Genomic DNA, 26,330 nt, shown 5'->3' with positions numbered 1-26,330 from the left:
TTGATGCGATAGTGAGAGGGAGATCAGGCGCTGATCGGGAGCTTCCTCTTCCGTACGTAGCTGACAGGTAGCGGACCTATGGACACGCCACCACACCGCCTCGGGCTCGAACGAGTCGTAGAGGTCTTTTCCGGTCATGACGACCTCGTCGGCACGACCGGCTCCGGATACGCGATCGGTGCCGACCTGGTGCTGACCTCCGGGCAGGTGGTGGCGCCCTGCCAGGTGCGGCCATCGTGGTCCGGACGCTGGCTCACGGCCGAGCCGGTGTGGCGGGGGCGCGGCGGCGCGGACGTGGTGCTGCTCCGCGTGTCCGAGGCGGCCTGGGGCGAGCTGCCCGGGATCTCCCACCAGCGCTGGGCCAGGGTGGCGGGGGGCGGCTCGTATCGGCTGCGGTGCGTGGCCCGAGGTTTCGCGCAGGCTGGGGAGCGGGGCGGGCTGCGGGCCGCGCAGACGCTGTCCGGGCTGGTCAGCCCGCCGACCGGTGCGGTGTCCAAGGCGATGGTGGTGAGCGTCCTCTCGCCCGACCTCGACGCGACGCCCACCTCGGCGTCACCTTCGCCCTCGCCGTCATCTTCGCCCTCGCCGTCACCTTCGCCCTCCTCCGGGCTCGACGTCGCGCCCGACCCCCTCTGGCTCGGTATGTCGGGTGCCGCGCTGCTCGCCGAGCCCGCCGGCCAGCTCGTCGGCGTGGCCCTCCCCCGTTCCGGTGGGTACGCGGAGCGCCGCCTGGACGCCGTGCCCGTGACCGCGCTGCTGCGCGATGCCCGTTTCCGCGAGCTGGCAGGGGTGCCGCCGGGGCCGGTGGAGACCGTGTCCGAGTGCGACCGTTCGGTGGCTCTGCCCGCGCTGCTCGTACCGGCTCGCGAGCCGCTGCCGCCCGACTGCCCTGACTGGGTGCTGTTGATGGCGCGGCACGCGGTGGTGCCGTTCCTGGGGCGGGGCGAGGAGCTGGATGAGCTGCGTGCCTGGGCCGCCGAGCCCGGGCCGCTGTCGATCGCGGTGCTGAGCGGGCGCGGGGGGACGGGGAAGACGCGGCTGGCGGGCGAGCTGTGCGTGGAGTTGACGGAGGCGGGGTGGGATGCGGGGTTCCTGCCCTTGGAGGTGGTGACGCGGCTGCTGTCCGGGGAGCGGGTCGCGGCGCAGGTGTCGGGCGGACGTGCGGAGCAGCAGGCGTCGGGTGGGCGGGCCGTGGGCGGGGCGGCCGGTGAGGTCGTGACGCTCGACGCGGTGCGGCCCACTCTGGTGGTGGTGGACCGGCCGGAGGCGTCCTCGCCGGTGGTGGGCGAGCTGGTGCGGCGGCTGGCCAAGCACGGGCACAACGCGCGGGTGCGGTTGCTGCTGGTGGCGCGGGAGCCGGGCGAGGCCGAGTGGTGGCGGCGGCTGGACACGGCGGCGGGCGGCTGGCTCAGACGGCTCAACACCACCACCGTGCAGCTCAACGCCCGTCCACTGACGCTGACCGAGCGGAACGAGCACGCGCGGGCGGCCATGAAGGCGTTCGCGCCGAGCCGGGCCGCGCTGCCCACGCCACCGAAGCTCGACGATCCGGAGTACGGCCTTCCGCTCCATGTCCACCTGGCCGCGCTGCTGCGGCTGTGCGATGGCGACGGGGAGCCGGGGGGCGCGGGTGGCGGCGGGCTGATCGGGCGGTTCCTGGCGCGTGAGCGGTGTCAGTGGGGACGGGTCTGGCCGGACGACGAGGAGCACCTCAGCGAGGCGACGGCGCAGCAGGCGGTGGCGGTTCTCACGCTCACCACGCCGACGCCCGCCGAGCTTCCCGGCCTTCTGACAGCCGTCCCGGGGCTTCGTTCCCGGGTTCCCGGCCAGGCGAGTGACGTGTCCCCTCCTGACGCCGACGTCCGGGACGGCACGCTCACCGTGGCCCGCTGGCTGACGCACCTCTTCCCGACCCCTCCCGACCAGCTCCGTGGCGGACGGCCCGCGCCGCTCGGGCATGACCTGGTGGCCGAGCAGCTCCTGGCCGAGACCGAGGACCTGGACGCGCTCGTGCTCGCCGTGCACGACCATGAAGGCCGCACGGTCCATCACCTCGTACGCCTGCTCGACGTTCTGCGGCTGTCGGCGGCCAGGAAGCCGGTCAGGGCGGCGCTGTGGTCGTTGATCGCCAGCCGCCTGGGCAAGCTGGCCGGGGAGGCTGTGGCGAACCCCGCCACCGGGCTCGGCGATGCGCTGAATGCGGCGCTCCTGCTGTTCGCGGGCGACAGGCAGCTCGCCGAGATCGTGGCTGCGCTGCCGATCGCGGCGCGGGCGCCGCAGGCCGGGCTGGGGTGCCGGGCGCTCAATGTGACGCTGGCCGAGCTGGCCATACGTCATCGGCGGGGCAGCGGGGGGCGGCTCGCGCTGGCCGGGGCGTTGACCTGGCTGTCGAGTGCGCTGGCGGCCGTGGGCAAGGTCGGGGAGGCGGTCGTCGCGGCGGCCGAGGCCGTGGAGACGTATGCGGGCGCTCCCCCGTACGAGGAGGCTGCCGGACGGGCGGAGGCGCTGTTCGGGCTGGGGGCGTGTCTGCTGCTCGGTGGGGAAGCGGGCGGGGCGTTCAAGCCCGCGCAGGAGGCGGCGGCGCGGTACCGGATTCTGGCCGAGGAGGATCCCCGTTTCGCGGAGCCGGCGCGCAGGGCGCACTACAACGTCGCCTGTGCGTTGCTGGAGCTCGGGCGGCTGGGTGAGGCGGTGGAGGCGTTCGAGGCGGCGGGTGGGAGTGGCGAGTTCGCGTCTCACGTGAGAGGGATTCTGGCTGTGCTGCCCGAGTCGGTCATGGCTCGGCGTGCTGGTGAGGTGGTGGCGGGGGTCTTCGGAGCGCGCACGCCGCCGACCGCGACCACAGCCACGACCAGGACCGGCGGTGAGGGCGAGGGCGGAACTGGAGGCAAGGCTGCGGCTGAAACCGGGCCCGGAGCCAGAGCTGGGGCTGAGCCTGGGCCTGGGCCTGGGGCTGGGGCTGGGCCTGGGGCTGAGCAGCGGACGGCGGCGTTTCAGTCGCCTGGCCCGCTGACCTCGTTCGAGGAGACCGCCGTTGATGACGCGCTGCCCGACCTGGCCGCCTGCCTGGCCGCAGCCGCCACCACAGCCGTCAAGAACACCGCCGCCACCAGCAGAAACGTGGCCCACCACCTCCACCGCACCGCCACCTGGCTGGAGGCGAACGACAGACCGGCAGAGGCGCGCGCCCCGGCCGCCGAGGCAGTCGCGCGACTGCGGGCACTGGCCGCCGAGGAGCCGGGCCTGCGGGCCATGCTGGCGTCGGCCGCGGCGGCGCTGTCCAGGTTGCACGCCCGGCTGGAGGATCTGGACGCCGCCGTGCGTTCGGCCGCTGAAGCCGTACGGAACCTGCGCGCCCTCGTCACGCTGGAACCGGACGAGCACCGCCCCGCCCTCACCGGCCGGCTTCTCGACCTCGGCGAGCTGCTGCTGATGGACGACCGTCCCGACGAGGCGCTCGCCCCGCTGCAGGAGGCGATGACCGTGGCGGCCGAACGGCGCACGGCCACCCACGCCAGGGGCAGGCGGCTGCTCGGTCTCTGCCTGGACGAGCTGGGCAGGACCGCCGACGGGCTGGCGCACCTCGAGATCGCCGCCGAGCTGTACGACGTGCTGAGCCTCGACGACGACTCCTACCTCGCCCACCTCGACGAGGCACGCGGACGGCTGGAGTCGGCCCGGCAGCCCGACCCTCCGGCGGCGGAGCCGTGGCTGCCGTCCAGGTCCCGGTCGGAGGAGGCCGCGCAGCCCTGGTTACCGTTTAGGTCCCGGCCTGAGGAGGGCGCGCAGCCGTGGTTGCCGTCCAGGTCCCGCCCTGAGGAGGCCGTGGAGCGGGCGGAGCGGCGGCTAGCCGAGTGCAGGGAGGCCGTCGAGGGCGACGATACGCCGGGGATCGAGCAGATTCATGCGTACCTGTCCGCGCAAGCCACGCTCGCCCAGGCCTGGGCGGACGCGGGCCGGCCAGGGGACGGGTTCGCGCTGGCGATGCAGGCCGCCGAGCTGCTGCAACGGCACGCCGGGGCCGACCGGCCGCACGCGATCGCCGTCGGCATGGTGGCCGCGGCGCTCGGGCGTTCGCTCGTGGGCCTCGGACGGTACAAGGAGGCCATTCCGCACCTGCTCACGGCCATCGAGTCGTACGAACCGCACGCCGCGGCGAGCGCCGAGTTCCGTACGGAGCTGGCGCGGCTCATGGTCCTGGAGACCCTCGCCCTGTCGCGCGCCGCCTGCCCGTCCGACGCGGAGGCCGCCGCGGATCGGGTGGTGGGGCTGTACGAACGGCTCGTGTCCGAACGTGCTGAGGACCCGCTGGCCCTGGCCGGGGCGCTCCGGTTGCAGGGCGGGATCCGCTTCGCCAGGCAGAGCCCTGACAGTGCGCTGCGATCGGTCACTCGTGCGCTCGAACTCGTCCCGTCTCCCTCCAGCGTCGAGGAGCGGCTGCTGGCCGCCACCTGTCTGGAGCTGGCCGGGCTGTGTCTGGCGGAGCTGCACGAGAGGGACACCGCCCGCGACCGGCTGGCCGAGGGAACGGCGGCCATGGGACGGATCGGGACCGTTCCGCACGATCTGGTCGGCGTGCATCTGCTGGCGTTGGTTCGGCTGGCCGGGATTCGGGTGGCGGAGGAGGGGCCGGGGGCGGGGGTAGCCCTGTATGCGCAGGTCCTCGGGTTGCGGCCGGTGCCTGGGGCGCCGGTGCTGGACGACGTCGTGGAGGAGCTGGCTCGGTTCGCGGGGCAGCCTGGGGTGGTGGTGGATGGGCTGGTGGGGCCGCTCACGGCGTTCACGGAGGCGTTGGAGCGGGAGGTGCCGCTGAGCAGCGGGGCGGTGGAGACTTACGGCCGGTACGGGCGGTGTCTGGTGCGGCTCGGTGCTGGGGCGGCGGGGGTGGGTGACGGTGCGAGTGCCGTCGCGGTCGCGGAGTTGGCTGTGCGGGTCTATCGGGGGCTCGCGTGTGTGGCGCCCGCCTTTCGGGAGGCGCTCGCCTCGGCCCTCGCGACGCTTGCCGCCCTGCCTGATGACCGGGCCGATGCGGCGGGGCTGGCGGTGTATGAGCAGGCCATCGACCTGCTGACGCAGCACGTGGCCGGTGAGCGCGGCGACCACGGCCCGCACGTTACCGATGAGCGGCCGGCTCGGATGCTCGCCGACACCCTCCACCGCTACGCGGCCGAGCTGCTCGACCGTGGCCGGGCCGTGGAGGCGCTGGCGCACTGCGAGCGAGCCGCCGACCTCTGCGACGAGCTGGACGACCCGGCCCTCGCCGCCGTCACCTACGCCCAGCTCGGCTCCACCCTGGCCGCACTCGACCGCCCCCAGGCCGCCCTGGAGGCGATGGCCTGGTCACTGGCCGAACTGGACCGCGCAGGGGAGACGGAACACGAGCCGGACCACGCTGGTGTAGCGGGACACGAGCTGCGCCGTCCCGGAGAGGCGGGGCACGAGCCCAACCGCCCCGGAGAAGCAGGACATGGGATGCCGGGCGGCAGCGACCCGAGGCGGGTGCGGGCGCAGGCGATCCAGGTCAAAGGCCGGGTGCTGCGCACGTTCGGCCGCGACCAGGAGGCGATGGCGCACCTCGTGGAAGCCCTGCGCCTGTTCACGGACCTGCACGAGCCGCTGGCCGCCGCCGAGACCGCCGCCCTGATCGCCGACGACCTCCTGGCCGCCGGACGCCCGCAGGAGGCCGCCGAGTACGCACGTACCGCCACGACCGGCCACGAGCCGGGCACCGTGAAGCACGCCCTGGCCACTCAGCGCCTGGCCAGGTGCCACATGATGCTGGGCGAGCTGGCCGCCGCGAACACGCTGGTGGAGGGCCTGATCCCGCTGGCCAGACGCTCCCCGGACGACCTGACGCACCGGGCGATCCTGGCCGACTCGCTGGCGCAGAGCTCGGAGCTGATGCCGCTGCTGCGTCTGGACGGCGGCGCGGAGGCGGAGACGCGGGCACGTGAGGCGATCGCGATCTACGACGAGCTGCTGACGACGGGCATGAACGCGCAGGCCCTGCACACCAGCCGCGCCGGAGCCTGCCTCACGCTGGCTTCTGCGCTGCGGATGCGGGACCTGGCGGCGGAGGCGATCCTGCCGTTGCGGGAGGCGGTGGCGGCGCTGGAGCGGTTCTCACCGGGGAACCCGATGCAGGCCGGGCTGCTGTCGCGGGCGATGCTCATGCTGGGTGACGCGCTGATGGAGGCGGGCCGGGCGCTGGAGGCCGGGCTGGTCTTCCACCGCAGCACGCAGGTGACGCGGGACGAGCTGACCAGGGCGGTGGCGCACGCCAGGCTCGGCTTCTGCCAGCAGGAGCTGGGCAGGGACGACGCGGCCGACGCCGCCCTGCGCGTCTCCGCCGATCTGCTGCGTGAGCTGCCGGTGGCGGAGCCGGACCTGTTGCGTGACGTGCTGGCCGGACGGCTGAAGCTGCTGGAGAAGGCGGGCCGGACGCACGACGCGAAGGCGGTGGAGGCCGAGCTGCGCCGCCTGAGCTGACTCAAGGCAGGGGCCGGAGGGAAGCGCCGCCTGAGCTGACGGCCGGTTCCGTCAGATGGGCGGCCACTGCCGTAGGGCCATGTCGGCCACCAGGTGGAGCTCGTCGCCAGTCGCGCCCCCGGCGGCCTGGACGGCGATGCCGTTGGCGACGGCCATGAGGTAGCGGGCGAGCACCTCGGGATCGGCCTGTTCAGGCAGGTCGCCCTCGTCAACGGCCCGCTGGAGCCGTTCCCGCAGGAGTGAGACGCCGTGGTTGCGCCAGGCCGTCAACGTGTCGCGAGCGCCGAGCCCCGCCTCGCCCGCCGCCAGGGAGCCCTGGACGCCGAAGCACCCGGCAGGACACTCCGGATCGGTGGTGGCCCGGACGGAGCCGTGGAGGAAGGCCGAGGCCACCTGCGCCGCCGTCGGCTCCTCCACGGCCCGGGGGACGTAGGCGGCGGGGCCGTCGGTGTAGCGCTGCAGGGCCTTGTGGAACAGGTCGTCCTTGCTGCCGAAGGCGGCGTACATGCTGGTCCGGCTGATGCCCATGGCGTTGGTCAGGTCGGTGAGGCTGGCGCCCTCGTAGCCCTGCTCCCAGAAGACGCGCATGGCCGCGTCGAGCGCCTTGTCGGCGTCGAAGCCGCGCGGCCGGCCGATCGGCGCCTTGCTCCGGGTGGTCATGTGGTCGATCATATCCCCTTTTGTACCGATCGGTTCCGAAGTGATACGGTACCGATCGGTACAGAAGTATGACGAGGTGAGAAGCATGGGACAGTTCGAAGGTAAGACCGCCGTCGTCACCGGCGGCGGAACGGGGATCGGCCTGGCGACCGCCGTCCGGCTGGCGGCCGAGGGCGCGCACGTCTTCATCACCGGCCGCCGCAAGGAGGTCCTGGACGCGGCGGTGCAGCGCATCGGCTCGGCGACGGCCGTGCGGGGCGACATCGCCGACCCGGCCGACCTGGACCGGCTCTACGCCGCGGTCCAGGCCCGGGGCAGGGGCCTGGACGTGCTGTTCGCCAACGCCGCGTACGCGTCGTTCGCGACGCTGGAGCAGACCACCCCGGAGCACTTCGACGAGACCTTCGGCGTCAACGTCCGTGGCACCCTGTTCACGGTGCAGAAGGCGCTGCCGCTGCTCAACGACGGCGCGTCGGTGATCCTGAACAGCTCGGTGCGGGCCGGCGACGGCGTCGCGGCGTTCGGCGCGTACGCGGCGTCCAAGGCGGCGGTCCGTTCCTTCGCCCGGACCTGGGCCAACGAGCTCAAGGACCGGGGGATCCGGGTCAACGCGATCTCCCCGGGCACCATCGACACCCCCGGGCTCGACGGCGTGGTCGAGGGGGGCGACACGCCCGTCAGCAAGTCGGACTTCGCCGCGGCGGTCCCGCTCGGCCGGATCGGACGCCCGGAGGAGGTCGCCAACGTGGTGGCCTTCCTCGCCTCCGACCAGGGCAGCTTCTTCCTGGGCGCCGACCTGGTCGTCGACGGAGGCGAGATGCACCTCTGAAAGAGGCGCCGAGAAGGCCGGCGGGCCGCCGCTGAGGGCCCGAGGAGGGCAGGGCAGGCCCACGCCAAAGACGCAGGAAGGCCCGCCAGGGCCGCCGCCAAGACGGAGGAAGGCCGCACAGTCCCGCCGCCAAGACGGAGGAAGGCCGCGCAGGCCCGCCGCTAAGGGCGGAGGAAGGCCAGCAAGGCAGCCGCCAGCTCCTCCGGCGCCTCCTCGGCCATGTGGTGCCCGCTGTCGATCACCTGCCCGGTCACCTCATCGGCCCACCCCCGCCAGATCTCCAGCGGGTCCTCATACAGCTCCTCCATGTCGTCCTTGGCCGACCAGAGGAACAACACGGGACAGCCCAGCCGCCGCCCCGCCCGCCGATCGGCGTCGTCGGCGGCCCGGTCCACCGTCAGCCCCGCCCGGTAGTCCTCGCACATGGCGTGCACGGTCGCCGGGTCGTGGATGGCCCGCCGGTAGTCCTCGTACGCCTCCTCCCCCATCTCCCCGGCCGTCCCCCGGTACCAGCCGTCCGGGTCGGCGTTGATCACCCGCTCGGCGGGCTTGGCGGTCTGCCCGAGGAAGAACCAGTGCCACCAGGCGGCGGCGAACCGGGCGTCGGCGCGGGCGAGCGCCTCGCCGATGGGGATGCCGTCCATCACCACCAGGCGGGTGACGGCGCCGGGGTGGTCGGCGGCGAGGCGGTGGGCGACGTACGAGCCGCGATCGTGTCCCGCGACGGCGAAGCGTTCGTGCCCGAGCGTCCGCATGAGGGCCACCATGTCGCGGGCCATGGCGCGCTTGGAGTAGGGCTCGTGGTCGGGGGTGGTGCGCGGTTTGCCGGAGCGCCCGTACCCGCGCAGGTCCGGACAGATCACCGTGTGGTGCGGGGCGAGGAGGGGGGCGACGCGGTGCCAGGTCGCGTGGGTGCGGGGGTGGCCGTGCAGGAGCAGCAGTGGGCTGCCGGAGCCGCCGTACCGGACGAACAGCTCCGTCTCGCCCACGCTGATCAGGTCGCTCTCGAAGTCTTCGAACATCCGGCCGCCCCTACCCCCGGGGCGGCGAGGTCAGGCGTCCGCTTGGGCCGCCGTCTCGCGGGCCCACCGGTAGTCGGCCTTTCCGGCCGGTGAGCGCACCATCTCGGTGACGAACGCGTACGTGCGCGGCACCTTGTACCCGGACAGGAGCTGCCTGCAGTGCGCGTCCAGGTCGGCGGCGGTGACCTCGACCCCGGGGCGGGCCTCGATGACAGCCGCGACCTTGTTGCCCCACCGCTCGTCGGGCACCCCGGTCACCACCGCGTCGAACACCGCCGGATGCCCCTTGAGCACCGCCTCGATCTCCTCGGGGAACACCTTCTCCCCGCCGGTGTTGATGCACTGGGAGCCGCGGCCGAAGATGTTCACGGTGCCGTCGGGGTCGACGGTGGCGAGGTCGCCCGTGAGCAGCCAGCGGGTGCCGTCCTCGTCGGTGACGAAGGTGCGGCTGGTCTTGTCGGGGTCGTTGTAGTAGCCGAACGCCACCCGCCCCGACCTGGCGACGGTGCCGAGCTGGCCGGATCCGGGCTCCACGGGCCGGCCCTTCTCGTCGAGCACGGCCAGCTTGACGACGGAGTTCGGCTGGTAGCGCAGGCCCTTCTCGGGTGAGGAGCCGGCCACGCCTGAGGCGGTGTAGCCGGACTCGGTGGAGCCGAAGCTGTCGAGGATCATGATGTTGGGCAGCAGCTCCTGAAGGCGGTCGCGGACGGCTCCGCTCAGGATCGCGCCGGTGGAGCTGATCACGAACAGCGAGGAGACGTCGTACGAGCCGCGCTCCAGGGCTTCGGCCATCGGCCTGGCCATGGCGTCGCCGGTGATGCTGATGGTGATCGCGCGTTCGGCCTCCGCCGCCCGCCACACCGCGTCGGCATCGAACTTGCGCACGAACACGATGGTCGAGCCCATCCACCAGGTGAGGAACATGGCCATCTGGGCGGCCCCGTGCATGAGCGGCGAGGCGGCCAGCATCACGGTGGGGTTGGCCTTGACGGCCTCGTCGATGACCTCCTGCGGGCTGGTGCGCGGCTCGCCGTACGGGTTGCCGCCGCCGAAGCCCATGAACAGGTCCTCGACGTGCCACATGGCGCCCTTGGGCATGCCGGTGGTGCCGCCGGTGTAGATGATGTAGACGTCCTGGCCGGAGCGCGGCTCGAAGCCCCGTTCCGGCTTGCCGCGCTCGATGGCCGTCCCGTACGGCACCGCCGACTCGATGGACGGCGGCCCGCCCGCGACGATGAGGTGCTGGAGCAGCGGCGCCTGCTCCAGCACGGCGCTCACCCTGGGCTCGAACTCGACGTCGTAGATCAGCGCCCTGATGTCGGAGTCGCGGTAGAGGTAGAGCAGCTCGGCCTCGACGTAGCGGTAGTTGACGTTGATCGGTACGGCCCGGATCTTGAGCACGGCGAGCATGCCGGCGACGTACTCGATGCCGTTGTAGAGGTGCAGGCCGACGTGCTGGCCGGGCTGGATGCCGAGGTCCAGGAGGTAGTGGGCGAGCCGGTTCGCCTCGGCTTCCAGCTCGGCGTAGGTGCGGCGCTCCTGGCCGCAGACGACGGCCGTGCGCTCCCCGATCGTGTCCGCGAGGCCTTCGAACAGGTCAGCGTGGTTGAACTCCATCAGGGTCTCTCCCGTCCGACGATCCACATCGCGAAGAACTGGGCTCCCCCGCCGTACGCGTGGCCGAGCGCCGTACGAGCGCCGTCCACCTGGTGCTCGCCCGCCATGCCGCGCACCTGAAGCGCGGCCTCGGCGAACCTGATCAGCCCCGACGCCCCGATCGGGTTGCTCGACAGCACCCCGCCTGAGGCGTTCCACGGGGTGTCGCCGTCGAGCGCGGTGGCGCCCGACTCGGTGAGCTTCCAGCCCTCACCTTCCGCCGCGAACCCCAGGTTCTCCAGCCACATGGGCTCGTACCAGGAGAACGGCACGTACACCTCGGCCACGTCGATCTGCCGTCGCGGGTCGGCGATGCCGGCCTGCCGGTAGACGTCGGCGGCGCAGTCCTTGCCCGCCTGGGGGCTGACCGTGTCGCGCCCTGCGCGGAAGATCGGCTCGGAGCGCATGGCGGTGCCGTGCACCCAGGCGGGGGTGCCGGTGGCGGCCGACTCCGACGACAGGACGATCGCGCAGGCGCCGTCGCTGGACGGGCAGGTCTCCAGGTAGCGGATGGGCTCCCAGAGCATGGGCGTGGACTCGACCATCTTCTGGTCGATGCCGGGGATCTTGAGGTGCGCGTACGGGTTCTTCAGCGCGTTCAGCCGGTCCTTGACGGCCACCAGCGTGCCGATGTGGCCGGGGGCGCCGGACCTGCGCATGTACTCGCGGATGTGCGGCGCGAAGTAGCCGCCCGCGCCCACCACCAGCGACGCGCTGAACGGCAGGTGGGTGGACAGCGCCCAGGTGGCGTTGGACTCCGACTGCTTCTCGAAGGCGACCACCAGCACCCGCTCGTGCACGCCGCCCTGGATGAGCGAGGCGCCGACCAGGGCCGTGGAGCCGCCGACGCTGCCCGCCGTGTGCACGCGCATCATCGGCTTGCCGGCCGCGCCGAGCGCGTCCGCGAGGTACGCCTCCGGCATCATCACGCCCTCGAACAGGTCGGGCGCCTTGCCGATGACCACGGCGTCGATGTCCTTGAACGTCAGCCCGGCGTCCTCCAGCGCGCGCAGCGCCGCCTCGCGCACCAGGCCGGCGATCGAGACGTCCCTGCGCTTGGTCGTGTAGTGCGTCTGGCCGACGCCGATGACCGCACACCGGTTACCCATGGTCATGCCTCCAGGACGGTCACGAGGTTCTGCTGCAGGCAGGGGCCGCTCGCGGCGTGCGCGACCGTGCGGCCCGCCGTCCCGTCGTGGATGCGGCGGGCGGCCTCGCCGATGCGGATGAGGCCGGTGGCCATGACGGGGTTGGCGGCGAGCGGGCCGCCCGACGGGTTGATCACGGTGCCGCCGCCCAGTTCGAGCGCCTCGCGCAGGATGACCTCCTCGTGCGGGAACTGGGCGTGCAGCTCGGCCACCTCGACGGGCCCCTTGCCGACCCCGGCGGCGCGGGCCGCGTCGGCGGCGGACGCCGACCTGGCCAGGTCGCGCAGGCCCAGGTAGTGCGGCTCGGTGCGGTGCGCGATGCCCCTGATGTAGGCGGGGCGCGGGCTCAGCTCGGTGGCCAGGTCGCCGGCGGCGAGCACGATCGCGGCGGCGCCGTCCGTGATGGGCGGCACGTCCGTCTTCTTGAGCGGCTGTACGGCGAAGTCGTCCCCTTCGGGTTCGGGCAGGTCGAACGCGTACGGGTTGCCCCGGCCGTCGGCCCTGCTGCGCCGGACGATCTCGTCGAGCTCCTGCCGGTCGGCGCCCACGGCGGCGGCTTGGAGCGCGGCGTAGGAGAGCTGGTCGAGGCCGAGCGGGGCCAGGTAGTACGGGTCGAGCTGCAACGTCATGATCGTCCGCAAATCGCCGAGCGACGACTTGCCGAACCCGTAGACCAGGGCGGAGTCGACGTCGCCGTGCTGGAGCCGCACCCACGCCTCGTACAGGGCCCAGGCGCCGTCCATCTCGACGTGGCTCTCGGAGATCGGCGGCCAGGCGGCCAGCGCGTCGAGCGCCGAGACGAACGAGAACGGCGCGCCCGCCAGGTAGTCGCAGCTTCCCGAGCAGGTGAAGCCGAACCGCTTGAGCCCGGTGCGCTCCTTGACCTCGCTGATCACGGGGTGGATCAGCTCGTGCTCGCTCAGCCCGGTGTCGGTGCCGGTGTGCCGCGTCTGCGCGAACGCGACGATGGCCACGTCTCTCATGCCAGCTCCACATCAGGCTCGCCGGTGGGGGCGAACCAGCGGATGTTCGCCATGGACGCCGTGCGCTCGCTCTCGGGCACCCAGACCGCCCTGACCCGCATGCCCTGGCGCACCTCGTGCGCGGGCACGTCGCCGATGAGGGCGATCATGGGGATGTCGGCCCCGTCGAGCAGGATGTACGCCGACACGAAGGGCACCTCGGGGGCCCGGGGGTCGGGCAGGTTGTTGATGGCGAAGGTGGTGATCGTGCCGGTGTCGGGGAGTTCGAGCGTGTCGGGGAGGTTGTTTCCGCATTCGGGGCAGGCCAGCCGGAGCGGCACGTACACCTTCTCGCACTGCTCGCAGCGGCTGCCGAGCAGGACTCCGCGCTCGACGCCCTCCAGGAAGACGCGCAGCGCGCCCCCCGCCTGGAGGCGGTATTCGGCGCGCACGCCGGACACGATCTTCGTGACCTCGGGGGCGAAGTGTGAGATGTCGGTGATGTGGCCGGTGGGGCTGTCGCGCCAGACCGGCCAGACCCGGGTGCCCGGGGCGAGCGCCTTGGGGTTCTCCGCTTCGACGGCGTGCAGGAGGTCGGTGCCTGCGCCGTCGAGCCGGATCAGCGCCCAGGCGAAGGGGCGGTCGAGGGGGTGGCCGTCGAGCGGCTCGTCCACCCAGGCCGAGGTGGTGACCGTGCCGGCGGGGCCGACCTCGACGTACTCGCCGGTCACTGGCTCGCCCGTCGCGGGGTCGTACTCCAGAGGGGGGACGAGCACCCGCCCCTCCGCCGTCCGCACCCCGACGATGCGGCGGGCGCGCAACTCGCTGAGGAACCGGCCGATGACCGGCCCGGTCGTACGCGTGTAGCCGCCGGGGAACTCCAGGACATGCTGAGCGACCAGCGGATCAGATGGCACGGTCGTGTCCCTCCCAGTACGGGGCGCGAAGCTTGCGTTTGAGCAGTTTTCCGTTCGGCTCGCGGGGCATCTCGGCGATGAAGTCGATGCTCTTGGGCCACTTCATCCTGGCCAGCCGGCCGTCCAGCGAGGCCAGCAGCTCGGCGGCCAGCTCCGGGCCAGGCTCGGCGCCGGGCGCGGGCTCGACCACGGCCTTGATCTGCTCGCCCCATTCCTCGTCCGGGATGCCGAACACGGCCACGTCGGCGACCTTCGGGTGGATCATGAGCTCGTTCTCGATCTCGGCGGGGTAGATGTTCGTCCCACCCGAGATGATCATGTCGGCCTTGCGGTCGCAGAGGTAGAGGAAGCCGTCCTCGTCCAGGTATCCGATGTCGCCGACGGTGAAGTGGTCCTTGAGGCGGTTCGCGGCGGTCTTGGCGGGGTCACCCTTGTACTCGAACTGGACGCCCATCATCTTCATGTAGATGGTGCCGGGGGTGCCGGTCGGCACGGGCTCGCCCTGGTCGTCGGTGATGAGCAGCTCGCTGATCGGCCAGGCCTTGCCGACGGTGCCGGGATGGGCCTTCCAGTCCTCGGGCGTGGCCAGGGTGCCGCCGCCCTCGGTGGCCGCGTAGTACTCGTACACGCAGTCGCCCCACCAGTCGAGCATCGCCCATTTGACGGGGACGGGACAGGGGGCGGCGGCATGGATCATCCACCGCAGCGACGACAGGTCGTACTTTTTCCGGGTCTGTTCGGGGAGCGCGAGCAGGCGCTTGAAGTGGGTCGGCACCAGGTGCGAGTTCGTGACGCCGTGGCGCTCGCAGAGCGCGAGCATCTCCTCGGCGTCCCACTTGTCCATGTAGACGAGGGTGTGCCCCATGTGCAGGGCCGTGCCGCCGAACTGGGTCACGGCCGTGTGGTAGCTGGGCGAGGTGACCAGGTGGGCGTTCGGGCGGCCGGGCGTGATGCCGAACAGGGTGAGCAGGAACGTCATGAGCTCGGCGGCGTCGTCCGGGTCCAGGCCGCTGAGCGGTCGCCTGACGCCCTTGGGCTTGCCGGTGGTGCCCGAGGTGTAGTGCATGGTCGCGCCGGCGGTGCGGTCGGCGGGCGCGGTGCCGGGCTGCCCGTCGGTCAGCTCGGTCACCGATCTGAAGCCGTCACCCTCCCCCAGCATGAAGCGGCGCTCGGGCGCGATGGCGTCCGCGCCCCTGGCGCCCTCCTGGGCGAAGCGGGGGTGCACGAAGAACGCCTTCGCCTCGCTGTCGGAGACGATGTAGGCGATCTCCGGCCCGGTCAGGTGCCAGTTGATCGGCGTGTAGTACCAGCCGGCCTGCAGCGCGGCCAGGTAGAGGACGAGCCCGTCGGCGCCGTTCGGCACCAGCCCGCAGACACCGTCTCCGGGCTGGAGACCTAGCTCGCGCAGCCCGTGCACGAGCCGGTTCGAGCGGGCCAGCAGGTCGCCCGCGCGGTGCCGGGTGCCGTCGGGGTCCACGGCCGCGATCCACTCGGGATCCGCCTGCGCGAGCCTCCAGAAGCCGAGCGTGCCCATCTGATCTCCTCAGCGCGGGAGCGAGAAAAATAGGAACCTGTTCTCTTTTTTTGGGAGCGTATCCCGGCCCATACTTCGTAGCAAGCGCTTGATCTAGTCACTCTGGAGGCGTCCGTGGAAGTCCTGCCGATCAGCACCCCGCACTGCCGGATCGAACGCGACGGCCACGTCCTGATCGTCACCATGAACCGGCCGGAGGCCCGCAACGCGCTCTCCTCCGACATGCTGATCGGCCTGGCCTCGGCGTGGGCGTACGCGTCGGGCGAGCCCGGTGTGCGGGTCGCCATCCTGACGGGCGCCGAGGGCACCTTCTGCGCCGGCGCCGACCTCAAGGCCATGGGCCAGCCGTCCACCGACCCCGACGTGCAGGCCCGCGCGGCCCGGATCCCCAACTTCCACTGGAAGGGCCTGCTGCGCGAGGACCTCCCGACGAAACCGATCATCTGCGCAGTGGAAGGCTACGCGGTGGCCGGCGGCACCGAGCTGCTGGTGGGCACGGACCTGCGGGTCGTCGCCGAGTCGGCCACCCTCGGGCTGTTCGAGGCCAAGCGGGCGCTGTTCCCGATGGGCGGCAGCGCCGTCCGGCTGCCCCGGCAGATCCCGTACTGCCACGCCATGGACCTCCTGCTCACCGGCCGCCCCATCACCGCCGCAGAGGCGCTGTCGATGGGGCTGGTCAACCGGGTGGTGCCGGACGGGCAGGCGCTCGCGGTGGCACGCGAGGTGGCCGAGGACGTGGCCTCCTCGGGGCCGCTGGCGGTGCAGGCCATCTTGCGGACGTACCGGGACACGCTGGGGATGCCGGAGGTGGAGGCGTTGAAGGTGTCGGACGAGCTGGGGTGGCCGGTCATCGGGTCGGAGGACGCCAAGGAGGGCACGCGGGCCTTCCGCGAGAAGCGGCCGGCCGCGTACGAGGGGCATTAGTCTGAACACGTAGCACACCGAGCTACGCAGGGCTACGATTGGTTTCATGATGAAGGTAATCACCCAAAGGGAGTTCCGAAACAACTCCGCCGCTGTCATGGATCAGGTCGAGGCGGGTGAGACCTTCCACATCACCCGCAACGGCGTCGAGATCGCAGAGTTGCGGCCGCTACCACGCAGACGCCGCTTGAGCGCAGAAGAGCTGGTCGCCAAGCATCGCCTGCTGCCCCGGATCGACTACGCCGAGATGCGCCGCGAGGCCGATGAGCACTTCGGCACCGAGGATCGCGTGGACGACGATCCGTGGGAGCGCCGTCATGGCTGAACGTCACGCCAGCGGGGTCATCGACACGTGCGTGTACATCGATCTCGGCGAGATCCCCGCGGAGGCCCTCCCCGCTCAGCCGGAACTCACGGCGATCACCCTCGCCGAGTTGCATCAAGGCGTGGCCATGGCGAAGGACGAGGCGACCCGGGCCGCCCGCGTGGAGAGGCTCGGGGCCGCCGTGGCCGACTTCGAACCCCTGCCCTTCGACGCCGACGCGGCGGCCCGCTACGGCTCCCTCGTCGCACTCACCAGAGCGGCCAAGCGCGACCCCCGGCCGAGGCGCATGGATCTCATGATCGCCGCTGTCGCCTCCAGCCGGGGCCTGCCGCTGTACACCCGCAACACCGACGACTTCGTGGGCCTGGAGAGCCTGATCACAGTCGTGCCCGTCTAACCGTCAGTCGCCCGTGAGGCGTTCCAGCGCCTAGTCGTCCGTGAGGCGCTCCAGCCGTTCCAGCGCCTCCCCGTACTCCTCCACCAGCCCGAACACCACGTCCTTGGCCGACCGCACGGAGTTCATCACCCCGATGATCTGCCCGGCGGGGAACGTGGCCAGCTCGGAGGCGTCCGAGCGCCCGATCCGCCGCAGCGCGTCCGACACCAGCATGAACTGCAGCGGCATCGGCAGCGTCCCCGGCGACTCCTCCGACTCCCACGCCTCGGTCCACTCGTTGCGGAGCAGCCGGGCGGGCTTGCCCGTCCAGCTCCGGGAGCGGACGGTGTCGCGGGAGGTGGCCTCCAGGATGCGGCGCTTGGCCATCTCCGGCGTGTCGGCCTCCTCGACGGTGAGCCACAGCGAGCCGGTCCACACGCCTTCGGCCCCCAGCGCCATCCCGGCGGCCATCTGGCGGCCGTTGCCGATGCCGCCGGCCGCGAGGACGGGCGCGTCCACCGCGTCCACGACCTGCGGGATGAGCACCATGGTGGAGATCTCGCCGGTGTGCCCGCCCGCTTCCGTGCCCTGGGCGACGACGACGTCCACGCCCACCTCGACCTGTTTGAGCGCGTGGCGCGGGGTGGAGGCGAGGGCGGCGACCTTGACGCCGTGGGAGTGCGCGAGGTCGACGACGTCGGCGGGCGGCGGCCCGAGGGCGTTGGCGAGCAGCGCGATGGGGTGGCGCAGGGCGACCTCGACCTGGGGCCGGGCGGTGGCGTCCGTCCAGCCGAGCAGGACGCGACCGGCTTCGGCGTCGCCCGACAGTTGCGGGACGCCGTGTTTGGCCAGGAGGTTCTCGACGAAGGCGCGGTGGCCTTCCGGGATCATGGACTGCAGGCGGCCGACCAGTTCCCCGGCGGCGAAGTCGGCGCCCTCGTAGGAGGCCGGCATGACGACGTCCACCCCGTACGGCTTGCCGTCCACGTGGTCGTCGATCCACTTGAGCTCGGTCTCGAGCTCTTCAGGCGTGAAGTAGAGCGCTCCGAGCACCCCCATGCCGCCGGCCCGGCTCACGGCGGCGACCACGTCCCTGCAGTGACTGAACGCGAAGATCGGGAGCTCGATTCCGAACATGTCCGTGACGCGTGTCCGCATGGCCCGACAATACGTCCGCGACACAGCGAACTGCAACGCGTTCTAGACTAGAACCTTTCGTCTGGTACCGGTGAGTAACCTTGGACTATAACTAGTTCTAGTTAAGATTCCTGGTCAATAAAAAAGGGCCCGTTTTCACGGGCCCTGAATTGCGTCGCTCTTTACTCGATCGACTCCCTGCGGCGGCGGCCGACCACCACCCCGGCCACCACGAGCACCAGGCCCACGATCAGCAGCACCAGCGGGATGACGTTGCGCAGCAGGTTGATGGTGTTCTTGCCGGACTGCGCGTTGTCCACCAGGTCGTTCACGGTCGCGTCGGTCATCTTCGCGGTGGCGATGAAGGCCGCCGTGCGCTCCACGCCGTCCTGCGTCTTGAGCACCTCGTGCCGCTGCACCTCCTGGCGGACCGGCGAGCCAGTGACCGGCTCGATCCAGTACGTCGTCTTGCCGTCGTACCAGCGGTCCACCTGCACGTCCCCGGTCTCGCCCGTGATGCCGAGCACGTTGGCAGGGGCGGTGCGGGTCTCGGTCTTGGTCGGCGGGACGCTCTGCTCGAAGACGTAGACGGGCAACCCGTTGACGTTGTCCTCGCGGACGAAGGTCGCGTCGTACGCCTTCTGCGCCGTGGCGTTGAACACCTTGTAGGTCTTCTTCTCCACGTCGAAGGGGAACTTGTAGATCTGCCCCTCCAGCGTCACCGGCGCCTTCTCGATGTTCACGGCGCAGCAATTCACCGCCACGCCGGTGTACTTGTTGAAGGCGCTGCGGCGCTCGGAGATGTCGATCTGCGGCCGGCTGTTGGTCACGTCGTTGACGACCGTGGCCTCGTCCCAGACCACGTGGTCGTCCTTGGCCTCCTTCACGTCCCCGCGCGTGGTGACGATGATGTCGAGGTCACCGGTCAGCACCTTGAGGTCCTGCATGGAGAAGTACTGGGCGCTCTTGGCCTCCAGCCGCGAGATGCCGAACTGGTTGGCCGGCGCCGAGATGATCTGCTCGGCCGCCCAGAATTTCAGCAGGGGCGCCAGCGTGATGAAGAAAGCCCCGAACCCGATGAGGACGAGCGTGGAGATACGACCCATCGAGGCCTCCGCATTTTGTAGAACATGTTGTCGTTTGCATACGATCGTCGAGGAACAAAGTATGACAGGGGGTGATGTTCGTCACCGGCGGCCCTACCACCGCAACCAAATCGATAGAAACAAGTTCTATCGTGGTTTCGGCATCGGCGGACAATGAGTGGGAGCAGCGATGAGGAGCAGGGACGCCGCGCTCGACGGCATCCGCGCGATCGCCGCACTCGGCGTCTGGCTGCTGCACGTCGGGAGCAACACGGGTGTGATGTACCGCGAGGGCATGCTCCCCTGGATGATGAGCCGCCTGGGCATCGCCGTACCGATCTTCTTCCTCCTGTCGGGCCTGCTCCTGTACCGCCCGTGGGCGCGCGCGGTGATCGAGGATACGGCACGGCCGCGGCCGGCGCGTTACCTGTGGCGCCGGATCATGCGCGTCATGCCGGTCTACTGGCTGGTGACCGGCCTGGCCCTGTGGGCGTGGAGCTCCTTCGACTGGACCGGCTGGCTGAAGTGGATGCTGCTCGCGCAGAACTTCTTCCCCGCCGACCCCACGCCCGACGGCCTCTACCAGATGTGGACGCTGCCCATCGAGATGTCGTTCTACCTGCTGCTGCCGATCATGGCCTGGCTGCTGCACCGCTTCGCGCGCGGCGGCAACCGGCCGGTCCGGCTGCTGATCGGCATCTCGGTGCTGCCGGTGATCTGCGTGGCCACCGTGGCCGTCACCCGGCTGTACGGGCTGCCGCAGCTCGCGTTGCTGCTGCCGTACCATCTGATCTATTTCGCCTGCGGCATGGCCATGGCGGTGCTGTCGGTGTGGATCGGGCACAGCCGCGTGATCGACTCGCTCGCGCCGCAGCTCCTGGTCCTGGCGGGCCTGCTGTACGCGCTGCTCAGCACCGGCCTCGCCGGCCCCCGCACGCTCACCCTGCCGACCCTGTCGCAGTCGCTGTGGCGGATCACCCTGGAGGCGGCGGTGGCGGTGCTCGTGGTGGCCCCGTTCGCGCTGGCCTCCCGCCCGGACTCGGCGCGCAACCGGGTGCTCGGCAACCCCGTCAGCGCCTACCTGGGCCGCATCTCCTACAGCTTCTTCCTCTGGCACGCGCCGGTGATCACGCTGCAGCTCAAGCTCACGGGCGCGCAGCCGTTCCAGGGCGACTTCGTCAGCGTGGCGGTGGTGTCGTTCATCGTGACGCTGCTGCTGAGCATCGGCAGCTACCACCTGATCGAGGTCAGCGCGCTCAAGCTCAGTGGACACCGGTCAGCACCTGCTCCGCGGCGGCCGGCTCCGGCTCCGCAGCCGGCCGCGCCGGCTCCGTGACGAGCTGGCCGAACAGCACGCCCATGGCCGCCACGGCGGCGAGCTGCGGTATCTGGTCCATGAGCAGCTCCACGCCGACGCCGTGGTCACGCAGCACCATGGCCGCCGCCAGCGACGCCGTGGCCGCGCCGAAGACCCCGGCCGCCGCCCAGTGCGCGGGCAGCTTGCGGGCCCGCAGCAGCAGGGTCACCAGCACGGCGGCGAGCACCGCGACCATGCCCTGCCAGCTCGCCGCCCAGCCGCCGAACGCCAGCGCGAGCACGACCACGACCGGCGCGCGCGGCCGGGACAGCCGGGAGGCCGAGGCGGCGGCCGTCTCGCGCACGTGCTCGGGCCTCGGCCCGCGCAGCGCCAGCGCGACCAGCGCCAGCAGCGCGATGCCCGCCAGCCCGAGCAGCAGCGCCAGCCGGTAGGGGCGGTCGGGCAGGTATGCGAGCCTGGCGGTGCCCTGGGTGCCCGCCGGCAGCTCCCAGCCCTGCTTCCAGCCGTCGATCCGTACGGGTTTGAGCGTCTTGCCGCCGACCTGGGCCCGCCAGCCGGCGTTGTAGTTCTCGTTGACGACGAGGAAGGAGTCCTTCGGCGCGCTCACCGTGACCTCGCGCGCCGAGGTCGTCCAGGTGCCGCGCACCGCCGAGCCCTCCACGCCGTCCGGCCGGCGCGGCAGCGTGCCGAGCACGAGCGAGTCGATCGTGTACGGGTCCCACCCGGCCACCCGCACCCGGTTGTCGCCCTCCGCCAGCTCGGCTTTGGAGCAGCCGAGGATCTGCACGGGCCGCTGTTCGAGCAGGTCGGCGTGGGTTCCGGCGACCTTGGTCGGGATGGCCCGGCCGTTCACCTCGATCCGCGGCCCCAGCCCGCAGCCCAGCCTGAGCGGGATGTCGGCGGGCCGCCCCACCGGGTCTACGCCGGGGATCACCAGCTCGGTCACCTGCAGCCGCTTGGAGAAGGGCGCGAAGCGGAGCTTGAGCCGGGAGGTGGACATCGCCTTGAAGGTCAGGTTCCCTTCCGGGTCCACCCGGCCGCCGCGCACCTGGCCGCCGTCGCCGCTCACGATCACGTCCAGCGCCTGCTGGTCGCTGCTCGGGCGGCCGATCTGGATGCGGGAGACCTTCCGCTTGCCCTTCCAGGCAATGGTGAGCGTGGGCTCGGTGTCGCCGGACTCCGGGATCCAGGTGGTGGTCGGGTCCGCGTCGAACGCCGACCTGGGTGAGACCACCGCGTCGTCGCTGAGCTGGGAGGAGCCGGTCACGGTGGTCAGGTCCGCACGGACCCGGGTGAAGCGGTCGACCAGCTCGGGATCCCTCAGCACGGCGGTTCCCCGCACGTTCGCGGTCTCCTCGGACGCGGCGCTGAAAGTCCGGTCGAACCCGGTCTCCTCGCCCTTCCTGGCCAGCGTCACCTCGTTGCACACCCATCGGGACGGGTTGCGCATGCACGCGGGCCGCTCGTCGAGCCCCCGGTCCATGACGTAGACGTCGCCCTGGCCGGGCAGCCTGACGGTGCGACTCGCCGTGACGCCCGGGATGGACAGCTCGATGACGCCGATCCGCTGGCCGTAGCTCCACTCCGCGGACGCGGTCGCCACCACCTTGAGCCGCACCCAGGTCGTGGGCCCTTCGGGCACCCGCAGCCGCTGCGGGTCGGTGCTGCCGGTGACGTCCTGGACCAGGCTGCCCGCCTCGGTCTCCACCGCGATCCGCCTGACCGACTGGCCGAGCAGCAGGTCGGGGGCGAACATGACGTCCAGGTACGGCAGCCGCATCCGCCCGGCGAGGTCGATGCGCAGCCACTCGCCCCGCGGGGCCGTGGAGCCGTCGTTCTGCCAGCCGGTCTCGACGTTGCCGTCCATGGCGGCCCACGGGCCGCTGCCGGGGCTGCTGATCCCGGCGATCGCGTACGGGTCGGCGACCGAGGAGGAGGCGCTGATGCCGGCGATGCCGTCGTACTCGGCGACCGCGGTCTCGTCGAGCCAGCCGTCCTCCAGCAGGTCCAGCTCCCTGACCCCGCCGAAGTCCGCCTTCTTGTCGGCCGTCAGCGTGGGCGACCAGTTCGACCTGATCTCGCCGAACGAGCGCTCGCGCAGCCGCAGCGCGTCGCTGACCACGGTGGGCGTCTCGCGCGTGCCCGCGTCGCCGTTGACCAGGACAGGGCCGTCGTCCAGCAGGCCGAGGTCACCCATCGCGAGCAGCGAGTCCGGCCCGCCGCGCACGGCCAGCGCGTCGGCCGCGGGCTGCACGGAGACCAGGTCGGAGCTGCCGGACACCTCGTACAGGTCGAGTGCGGGGAACGGCGCGTCCACCTGGTTGACCGCGTCGTCGGTCTCGCGGTCGCCGACCACGTCGCCGAAGGAGCGCACCTTCCTGATACCGGGTGACTCGCGCAGCGCCTCGTACATCCTGGACGGCCAGGCGCCCTGGAGGTTCGCCCTGTTCAGGTCGTTCCTGACGAGCAGGTAGCGCACGCCCAGCCGGCGCAGCACGGCCGTCACCCCTGCCGAGCCGTGGCCGGCGGTGAGCCGCTGGTCGACGGCGTCGAGCAGCCTGGTCAGGCCGACGGAGCCGGGGGGCGTGATCTGCCTGGTGGTCCAGCGGGCGGTGGACAGGGCCTGCAGCGGCTCGTCCAGCGGGCGGCCCCAGACGTACTCGCCGAACTTGGCGCCCGGCACGACCAGCACGCCGTCGTCACCGGCGTTGCGGTTGAGCCAGTCGGCCGCCTCCCGCCAGTGGGACGGGATCTGCTGGAAGTCGCCCGGCGCGGCCAGGCCCTGGTTGAAGACGGGCAGCACGAGCGCGACGAAGGCCGCGACGGCGGTGGTGCGCAGCGGGATCCTGGCCCTGACCAGCAGGTGGGCCAGGCCGAAGGCGAGCGCGAGCCGGACGAGGGGGTCGAACTTGCGCAGGTTGCGCAGCGGCGCGAGCGGCCCGTCCAGCAGCCAGCGCACCGGCTCGGCCACGACCGGCTCCAGCGCTCCGGCGTGCCCGGCGACCAGCGCCACCACGCCGACCAGGAACATCGCCACCACGAAGCCCTTGGCGGGCAGGTCGCGGCGCGACAGCCCGGCCAGGCCGAGCGCGGCGATCAGGCCGGTGACGACGACCATGGTGGCCGAAGTGGCGATCGCGAAGCCGGGCGGCTGCTCGAAGACGCCGCTGAGCGGCAGGTAGCGCACCCAGTCGGAGGCGCCGCGCAGCACGTTGGTGAGCGAGGTGACGGCGGTGGTGGTGTCGGCGGTCTCGGTGTACGGCAGGAACGAGAACGCGTACCGGCCGACGAGCAGCAGCGGCAGCGACCAGAACAGGGTGGCCACCGCGACGGCGCCCGACCACCAGGCCAGCAGCCGCCAGCGCGGCACCGGGTGCGGCCTGGTCACGATGTACAGGACGGGGGCGACGAGCACGGCCAGCACGGCGACCGCGTTGACGCCGCCGCACAGCGCCACGGCCAGCGCCGACCTGATGGCCCCGCGGGCGCGCTGGCCGGTCTCCGAGGCGGTGAGCAGCGGGATGAGGATCCACGGCAGCATCGCGGCGGGCAGCCACTCGATCGAGATCTCGCCGAGGATCGACAGCGTGCGCGGAGCCAGCGCGTACGCCAGCGCGCCGGCGATCCTGGTGCCCGGCGTGCCGATGCCGAGCTGCCGGCTCAGCCGCTCCACGCCGAGGAAGGCCACGCACATCAGCAGCGTCAGCCAGAGCCGCTGCGTCACCCACGGCGCGACGCCGGCCAGGTCGCCGAGCGCGAAGAACGGGCCCATCGGGAAGACGTAGCCCGCGACCTGGTTCTGGAGCTGGCCGAAGTGTTGCAGGTCCCACAGGTGGGCGGCGCGTTCCAGCCAGCCGATCGGGTTGAGCGCCAGGTCCATCTTGGTGTCGGAGATGAGCTGGCCCGGCTTGGTGGTGAACGCGAGCAGGGCGAAGCCGAGGCAGCACAGCAGCAGCCACAGGCGGCGCCTGGCGGGCTCCCCCACCGGCCGGCCCGCGCCCGTGCGCCGCCCGGCCACCAGTTTGTCCGTCGGGAGGAGGGTCACCGCTCCTCCCAGCCGGGGCCGGGGTCGCGGCCGTGCAGGAGCGCGGTGAGGCGTTCGGCACTGCGGTCCCAGGAGAACCGCCCGGCCCATTCCCGACATTTCACGGTATAAGTGTGGTCCAGCTCGTCGAGTGCCGCGGCAAGGCCCTTGGCCAGCTCCGTGCCCTCGGGCAGCAGCCAGCCCGTCTCCCCATGGCGTACGGCGTCGCGCAGCCCGTCCACGTCGAAGGCCACCGTCGGCACGCCGAGGGCGGCGGCCTCCAGCACGCTCAGCCCCCACCCCTCGCCCTGCGAGGCGCTCACGTGCAGCCACGCCCGCGCGACGAGGCGCGCCTTGTCCTCCTCCGGCAGGTACCCGTGCAGGGTCACACCCTCGGGCAGCCGGGCCCGCAACGCCGCCTCCTCCGGCCCCCGGCCGACGATGTCCACGACCAGGCCGGGCCAGCGCCGGCGCAGCTCGGGAACGGCGTCGAGAAGCAGGTGCACCCGCTTGTGCGCGACGAGCCGCCCGAGACAGACGAGCCGCGGAACGGGACTCTTCGCGAAATCTCCGTCCTGAGCGACACCGACCCCGTTCGGCACGATGTGCACCGGGCCGCGCCAGGCGAGCCGCTCCCGCATGGCCCGCACCGTGGACGGCGAGACCGCCACGCTCGCGTGCCGCCGGTAGCTCCACCGCGACACGGGGCCCTCCAGGAACCGGCCGAACGCCGCCAGCCAGCCCGGCAGGTGCACGCCGAACTGCCGGTCGTGCACGTGGTGCACCACGCACAACACGCGGGTGCGCCGCCGCACCACCCAGGGGGTGAAGAACGGGATGCCGTTCTGGCAGTCGAGCACCGCCTCGAAGCGGCCCCCGTACAGCAGCAGCCAGCCCAGGACCAGCGGATAGACGGTGAAGACCCCGCCCATCCGCACGAAGCGGACCCCGTCCACGCTGTCGCGCCTGCTCTGCCCCGGCGCCCGTGCCGTGACGTAGCACACCTGGTGACCGGCCCGCGCGAAGCGGCGGGCCACCTCCCAGGCGAACGTCTCGGCACCGCCTGCCTGGGGGTGCCAGGGGTCACGCCAGTTGACGACAGCGATTCTCACGGATATCCGACGGGGTCGAGCGGCGGCTCCCAGGCCGGATGCGCGGCGGCGGGCCGCGGCCGGGCGTGCAGCCGCATCCAGATCCGGCCCAGCTCCAGCACGATGCCGAACGTGTGCCTGGCCGGGGAGAACCGCGAGCCGGGCATGTCGCGCCAGCGCACGGGGATCTCCCGCACCGTCGAGCCGCGCTCGACGCAGCGCGCGAGCAATTCGACGTCGAAGGCGAAGCCTGGGGTGCGCAGCCGCGCGGCGGTCTCGCGGGCCAGCACGCCGTCGAAGAACTTGAAGCCGCACTGGGTGTCGCTGACGCCGTGGACGAGCGCGCCCGCCAGCGCGCGGAAGCCGAACGCGCCCAGCTCGCGCACCTTGCTGTGCCGGTTCTCGACGTGCGAGCCGCCGTGCGCCCTGGAGCCGATCACCACGCGCTCACCGGACAGCAGCAGGCCGAGCGCCACGTCGATGGCGTCGAGGTCGGTGGCCATGTCGGCGTCGCAGAAGCCGACGAAGGGCGCGCTGGTGCCGAGCAGCCCGGCACGGACGGCGGCCCCCTTGCCGGGGATCGCGCACTGGACGAGGCGGACGGGCACGGGGCCGCGCGGCCAGTTCATCACGATCTCGGCCGTGCGGTCGGTGCTGTTGTTGTCCACGACGATGACTGAGGTGGGGAACGGCATTCGGGCAAGCTTCGCGCACAGCTGCAGGAGCCCCCCGGGAAGTCGGCGTTCCTCGTTGTGGGCCGGAACGACGATCTCAAGCAGTGGTGGCCGGCTCGCCCTCTCGTCCCCTTGCGGAGAGGGTGGCATGTTCGGCTC

General features: G+C 71.9%; 18 protein-coding genes. 6 read left to right on the top strand and 12 right to left on the bottom strand.

The genetic code is table 11. From position 1 onward, the window contains the following. The first annotated feature begins 78 nt into the window (after positions 1 to 78). The gene (locus ABD331_RS50390) at positions 79 to 6,489 is read left to right on the top strand and encodes a tetratricopeptide repeat protein (RefSeq protein WP_344492807.1); all 6,411 of its coding nucleotides are present in this window, start codon (positions 79 to 81) and stop codon (positions 6,487 to 6,489) included. Between the two features lie 51 nt (positions 6,490 to 6,540). Here the strand turns inward: ABD331_RS50390 and ABD331_RS50385 are convergent, their stop codons facing one another. After that, positions 6,541 to 7,149: a TetR/AcrR family transcriptional regulator gene (locus ABD331_RS50385; RefSeq protein ID WP_344492804.1), complete on the bottom strand. Its 609-nt coding sequence runs from the start codon at positions 7,147 to 7,149 to the stop codon at positions 6,541 to 6,543. Between the two features lie 85 nt (positions 7,150 to 7,234). Here ABD331_RS50385 and ABD331_RS50380 point away from each other — a divergent pair, with 85 nt between their 5' ends. Next, positions 7,235 to 7,978, top strand: a complete 744-nt coding sequence (locus ABD331_RS50380) for an SDR family NAD(P)-dependent oxidoreductase (protein WP_344492801.1) — start codon at positions 7,235 to 7,237, stop codon at positions 7,976 to 7,978. A 161-nt stretch (positions 7,979 to 8,139) separates the two neighbouring features. On the opposite strand, the gene ABD331_RS50375 is transcribed toward ABD331_RS50380, so the two are convergent. Genes ABD331_RS50375 through ABD331_RS50350 form a run of 6 tightly spaced genes read right to left on the bottom strand, consistent with a single transcriptional unit; the run spans position 8,140 to position 15,217 of the window. Further along, a complete protein-coding gene (locus ABD331_RS50375) occupies positions 8,140 to 9,000 on the bottom strand; it encodes an alpha/beta hydrolase (protein WP_344492798.1) in 861 nt (286 codons plus the stop codon). A gap of 30 nt (positions 9,001 to 9,030) precedes the next feature. Beyond that, complete coding sequence (locus ABD331_RS50370) at positions 9,031 to 10,617, bottom strand: acyl-CoA synthetase (protein WP_344492795.1); 1,587 nt, start codon at positions 10,615 to 10,617, stop codon at positions 9,031 to 9,033. Beyond that, complete coding sequence (locus ABD331_RS50365; protein ID WP_185109891.1) at positions 10,617 to 11,765, bottom strand: thiolase domain-containing protein; 1,149 nt, start codon at positions 11,763 to 11,765, stop codon at positions 10,617 to 10,619. The genes ABD331_RS50370 and ABD331_RS50365 overlap by 1 nt, the downstream gene beginning before the upstream one ends. A gap of 2 nt (positions 11,766 to 11,767) precedes the next feature. Next, entirely contained in the window at positions 11,768 to 12,787 is a 1,020-nt protein-coding gene (locus ABD331_RS50360; RefSeq protein ID WP_344492792.1) for a thiolase domain-containing protein, read from the bottom strand. After that, the gene (locus ABD331_RS50355) at positions 12,784 to 13,683 is read right to left on the bottom strand and encodes a Zn-ribbon domain-containing OB-fold protein (protein ID WP_344492789.1); all 900 of its coding nucleotides are present in this window, start codon (positions 13,681 to 13,683) and stop codon (positions 12,784 to 12,786) included. Before ABD331_RS50355 ends, ABD331_RS50360 begins: the two co-directional genes overlap by 4 nt. Further along, positions 13,673 to 15,217, bottom strand: coding sequence for an acyl-CoA synthetase (locus tag ABD331_RS50350; RefSeq protein ID WP_344492786.1), 1,545 nt, complete (start codon positions 15,215 to 15,217; stop codon positions 13,673 to 13,675). Before ABD331_RS50350 ends, ABD331_RS50355 begins: the two co-directional genes overlap by 11 nt. Before the next feature lie 114 nt (positions 15,218 to 15,331). Here ABD331_RS50350 and ABD331_RS50345 point away from each other — a divergent pair, with 114 nt between their 5' ends. Genes ABD331_RS50345 through ABD331_RS50335 form a run of 3 tightly spaced genes read left to right on the top strand, consistent with a single transcriptional unit; the run spans position 15,332 to position 16,863 of the window. Continuing rightward, a complete protein-coding gene (locus tag ABD331_RS50345) occupies positions 15,332 to 16,141 on the top strand; it encodes a crotonase/enoyl-CoA hydratase family protein (RefSeq protein ID WP_344492783.1) in 810 nt (269 codons plus the stop codon). Positions 16,142 to 16,187: 46 nt separating this feature from the next. Then, complete coding sequence (locus tag ABD331_RS50340; protein ID WP_344492780.1) at positions 16,188 to 16,466, top strand: type II toxin-antitoxin system Phd/YefM family antitoxin; 279 nt, start codon at positions 16,188 to 16,190, stop codon at positions 16,464 to 16,466. Further along, complete coding sequence (locus ABD331_RS50335; RefSeq protein WP_344492777.1) at positions 16,459 to 16,863, top strand: type II toxin-antitoxin system VapC family toxin; 405 nt, start codon at positions 16,459 to 16,461, stop codon at positions 16,861 to 16,863. Before ABD331_RS50340 ends, ABD331_RS50335 begins: the two co-directional genes overlap by 8 nt. Before the next feature lie 30 nt (positions 16,864 to 16,893). Here the strand turns inward: ABD331_RS50335 and ABD331_RS50330 are convergent, their stop codons facing one another. Further along, complete coding sequence (locus ABD331_RS50330; protein ID WP_344492774.1) at positions 16,894 to 18,000, bottom strand: NAD(P)H-dependent flavin oxidoreductase; 1,107 nt, start codon at positions 17,998 to 18,000, stop codon at positions 16,894 to 16,896. Positions 18,001 to 18,161: 161 nt separating this feature from the next. Next, positions 18,162 to 19,085 (bottom strand): cell envelope lipid trafficking protein PgfA, encoded by a 924-nt coding sequence (gene pgfA, locus ABD331_RS50325; protein ID WP_344492771.1) that lies wholly within the window; start codon positions 19,083 to 19,085, stop codon positions 18,162 to 18,164. A 169-nt stretch (positions 19,086 to 19,254) separates the two neighbouring features. Between pgfA and ABD331_RS50320 the strand changes: the two genes are divergently transcribed. Beyond that, positions 19,255 to 20,400 (top strand): acyltransferase family protein, encoded by a 1,146-nt coding sequence (locus ABD331_RS50320; RefSeq protein WP_344492768.1) that lies wholly within the window; start codon positions 19,255 to 19,257, stop codon positions 20,398 to 20,400. On the opposite strand, the gene ABD331_RS50315 is transcribed toward ABD331_RS50320, so the two are convergent. From ABD331_RS50315 to ABD331_RS50305, 3 genes are read right to left on the bottom strand one after another with little or no spacing between them, the layout of a single operon-like run. Further along, positions 20,327 to 24,427, bottom strand: coding sequence for an alpha-(1->3)-arabinofuranosyltransferase domain-containing protein (locus ABD331_RS50315; protein ID WP_344492765.1), 4,101 nt, complete (start codon positions 24,425 to 24,427; stop codon positions 20,327 to 20,329). The genes ABD331_RS50320 and ABD331_RS50315 overlap by 74 nt on opposite strands. Further along, a complete protein-coding gene (locus ABD331_RS50310; protein ID WP_344492762.1) occupies positions 24,424 to 25,518 on the bottom strand; it encodes a glycosyltransferase family 4 protein in 1,095 nt (364 codons plus the stop codon). The genes ABD331_RS50315 and ABD331_RS50310 overlap by 4 nt, the downstream gene beginning before the upstream one ends. Then, entirely contained in the window at positions 25,515 to 26,321 is an 807-nt protein-coding gene (locus ABD331_RS50305; RefSeq protein ID WP_344492758.1) for a glycosyltransferase, read from the bottom strand. The genes ABD331_RS50310 and ABD331_RS50305 overlap by 4 nt, the downstream gene beginning before the upstream one ends. Positions 26,322 to 26,330 lie beyond the last annotated feature (9 nt).

Origin of the sequence: Nonomuraea monospora, from assembly GCF_039531895.1 — a bacterium.
Taxonomy (GTDB): Bacteria; Actinomycetota; Actinomycetes; order Streptosporangiales; family Streptosporangiaceae; genus Nonomuraea; species Nonomuraea monospora.
Note: the sequence above shows the minus strand (reverse complement) of the source record. Positions and strands in the feature narration are given on the sequence as shown.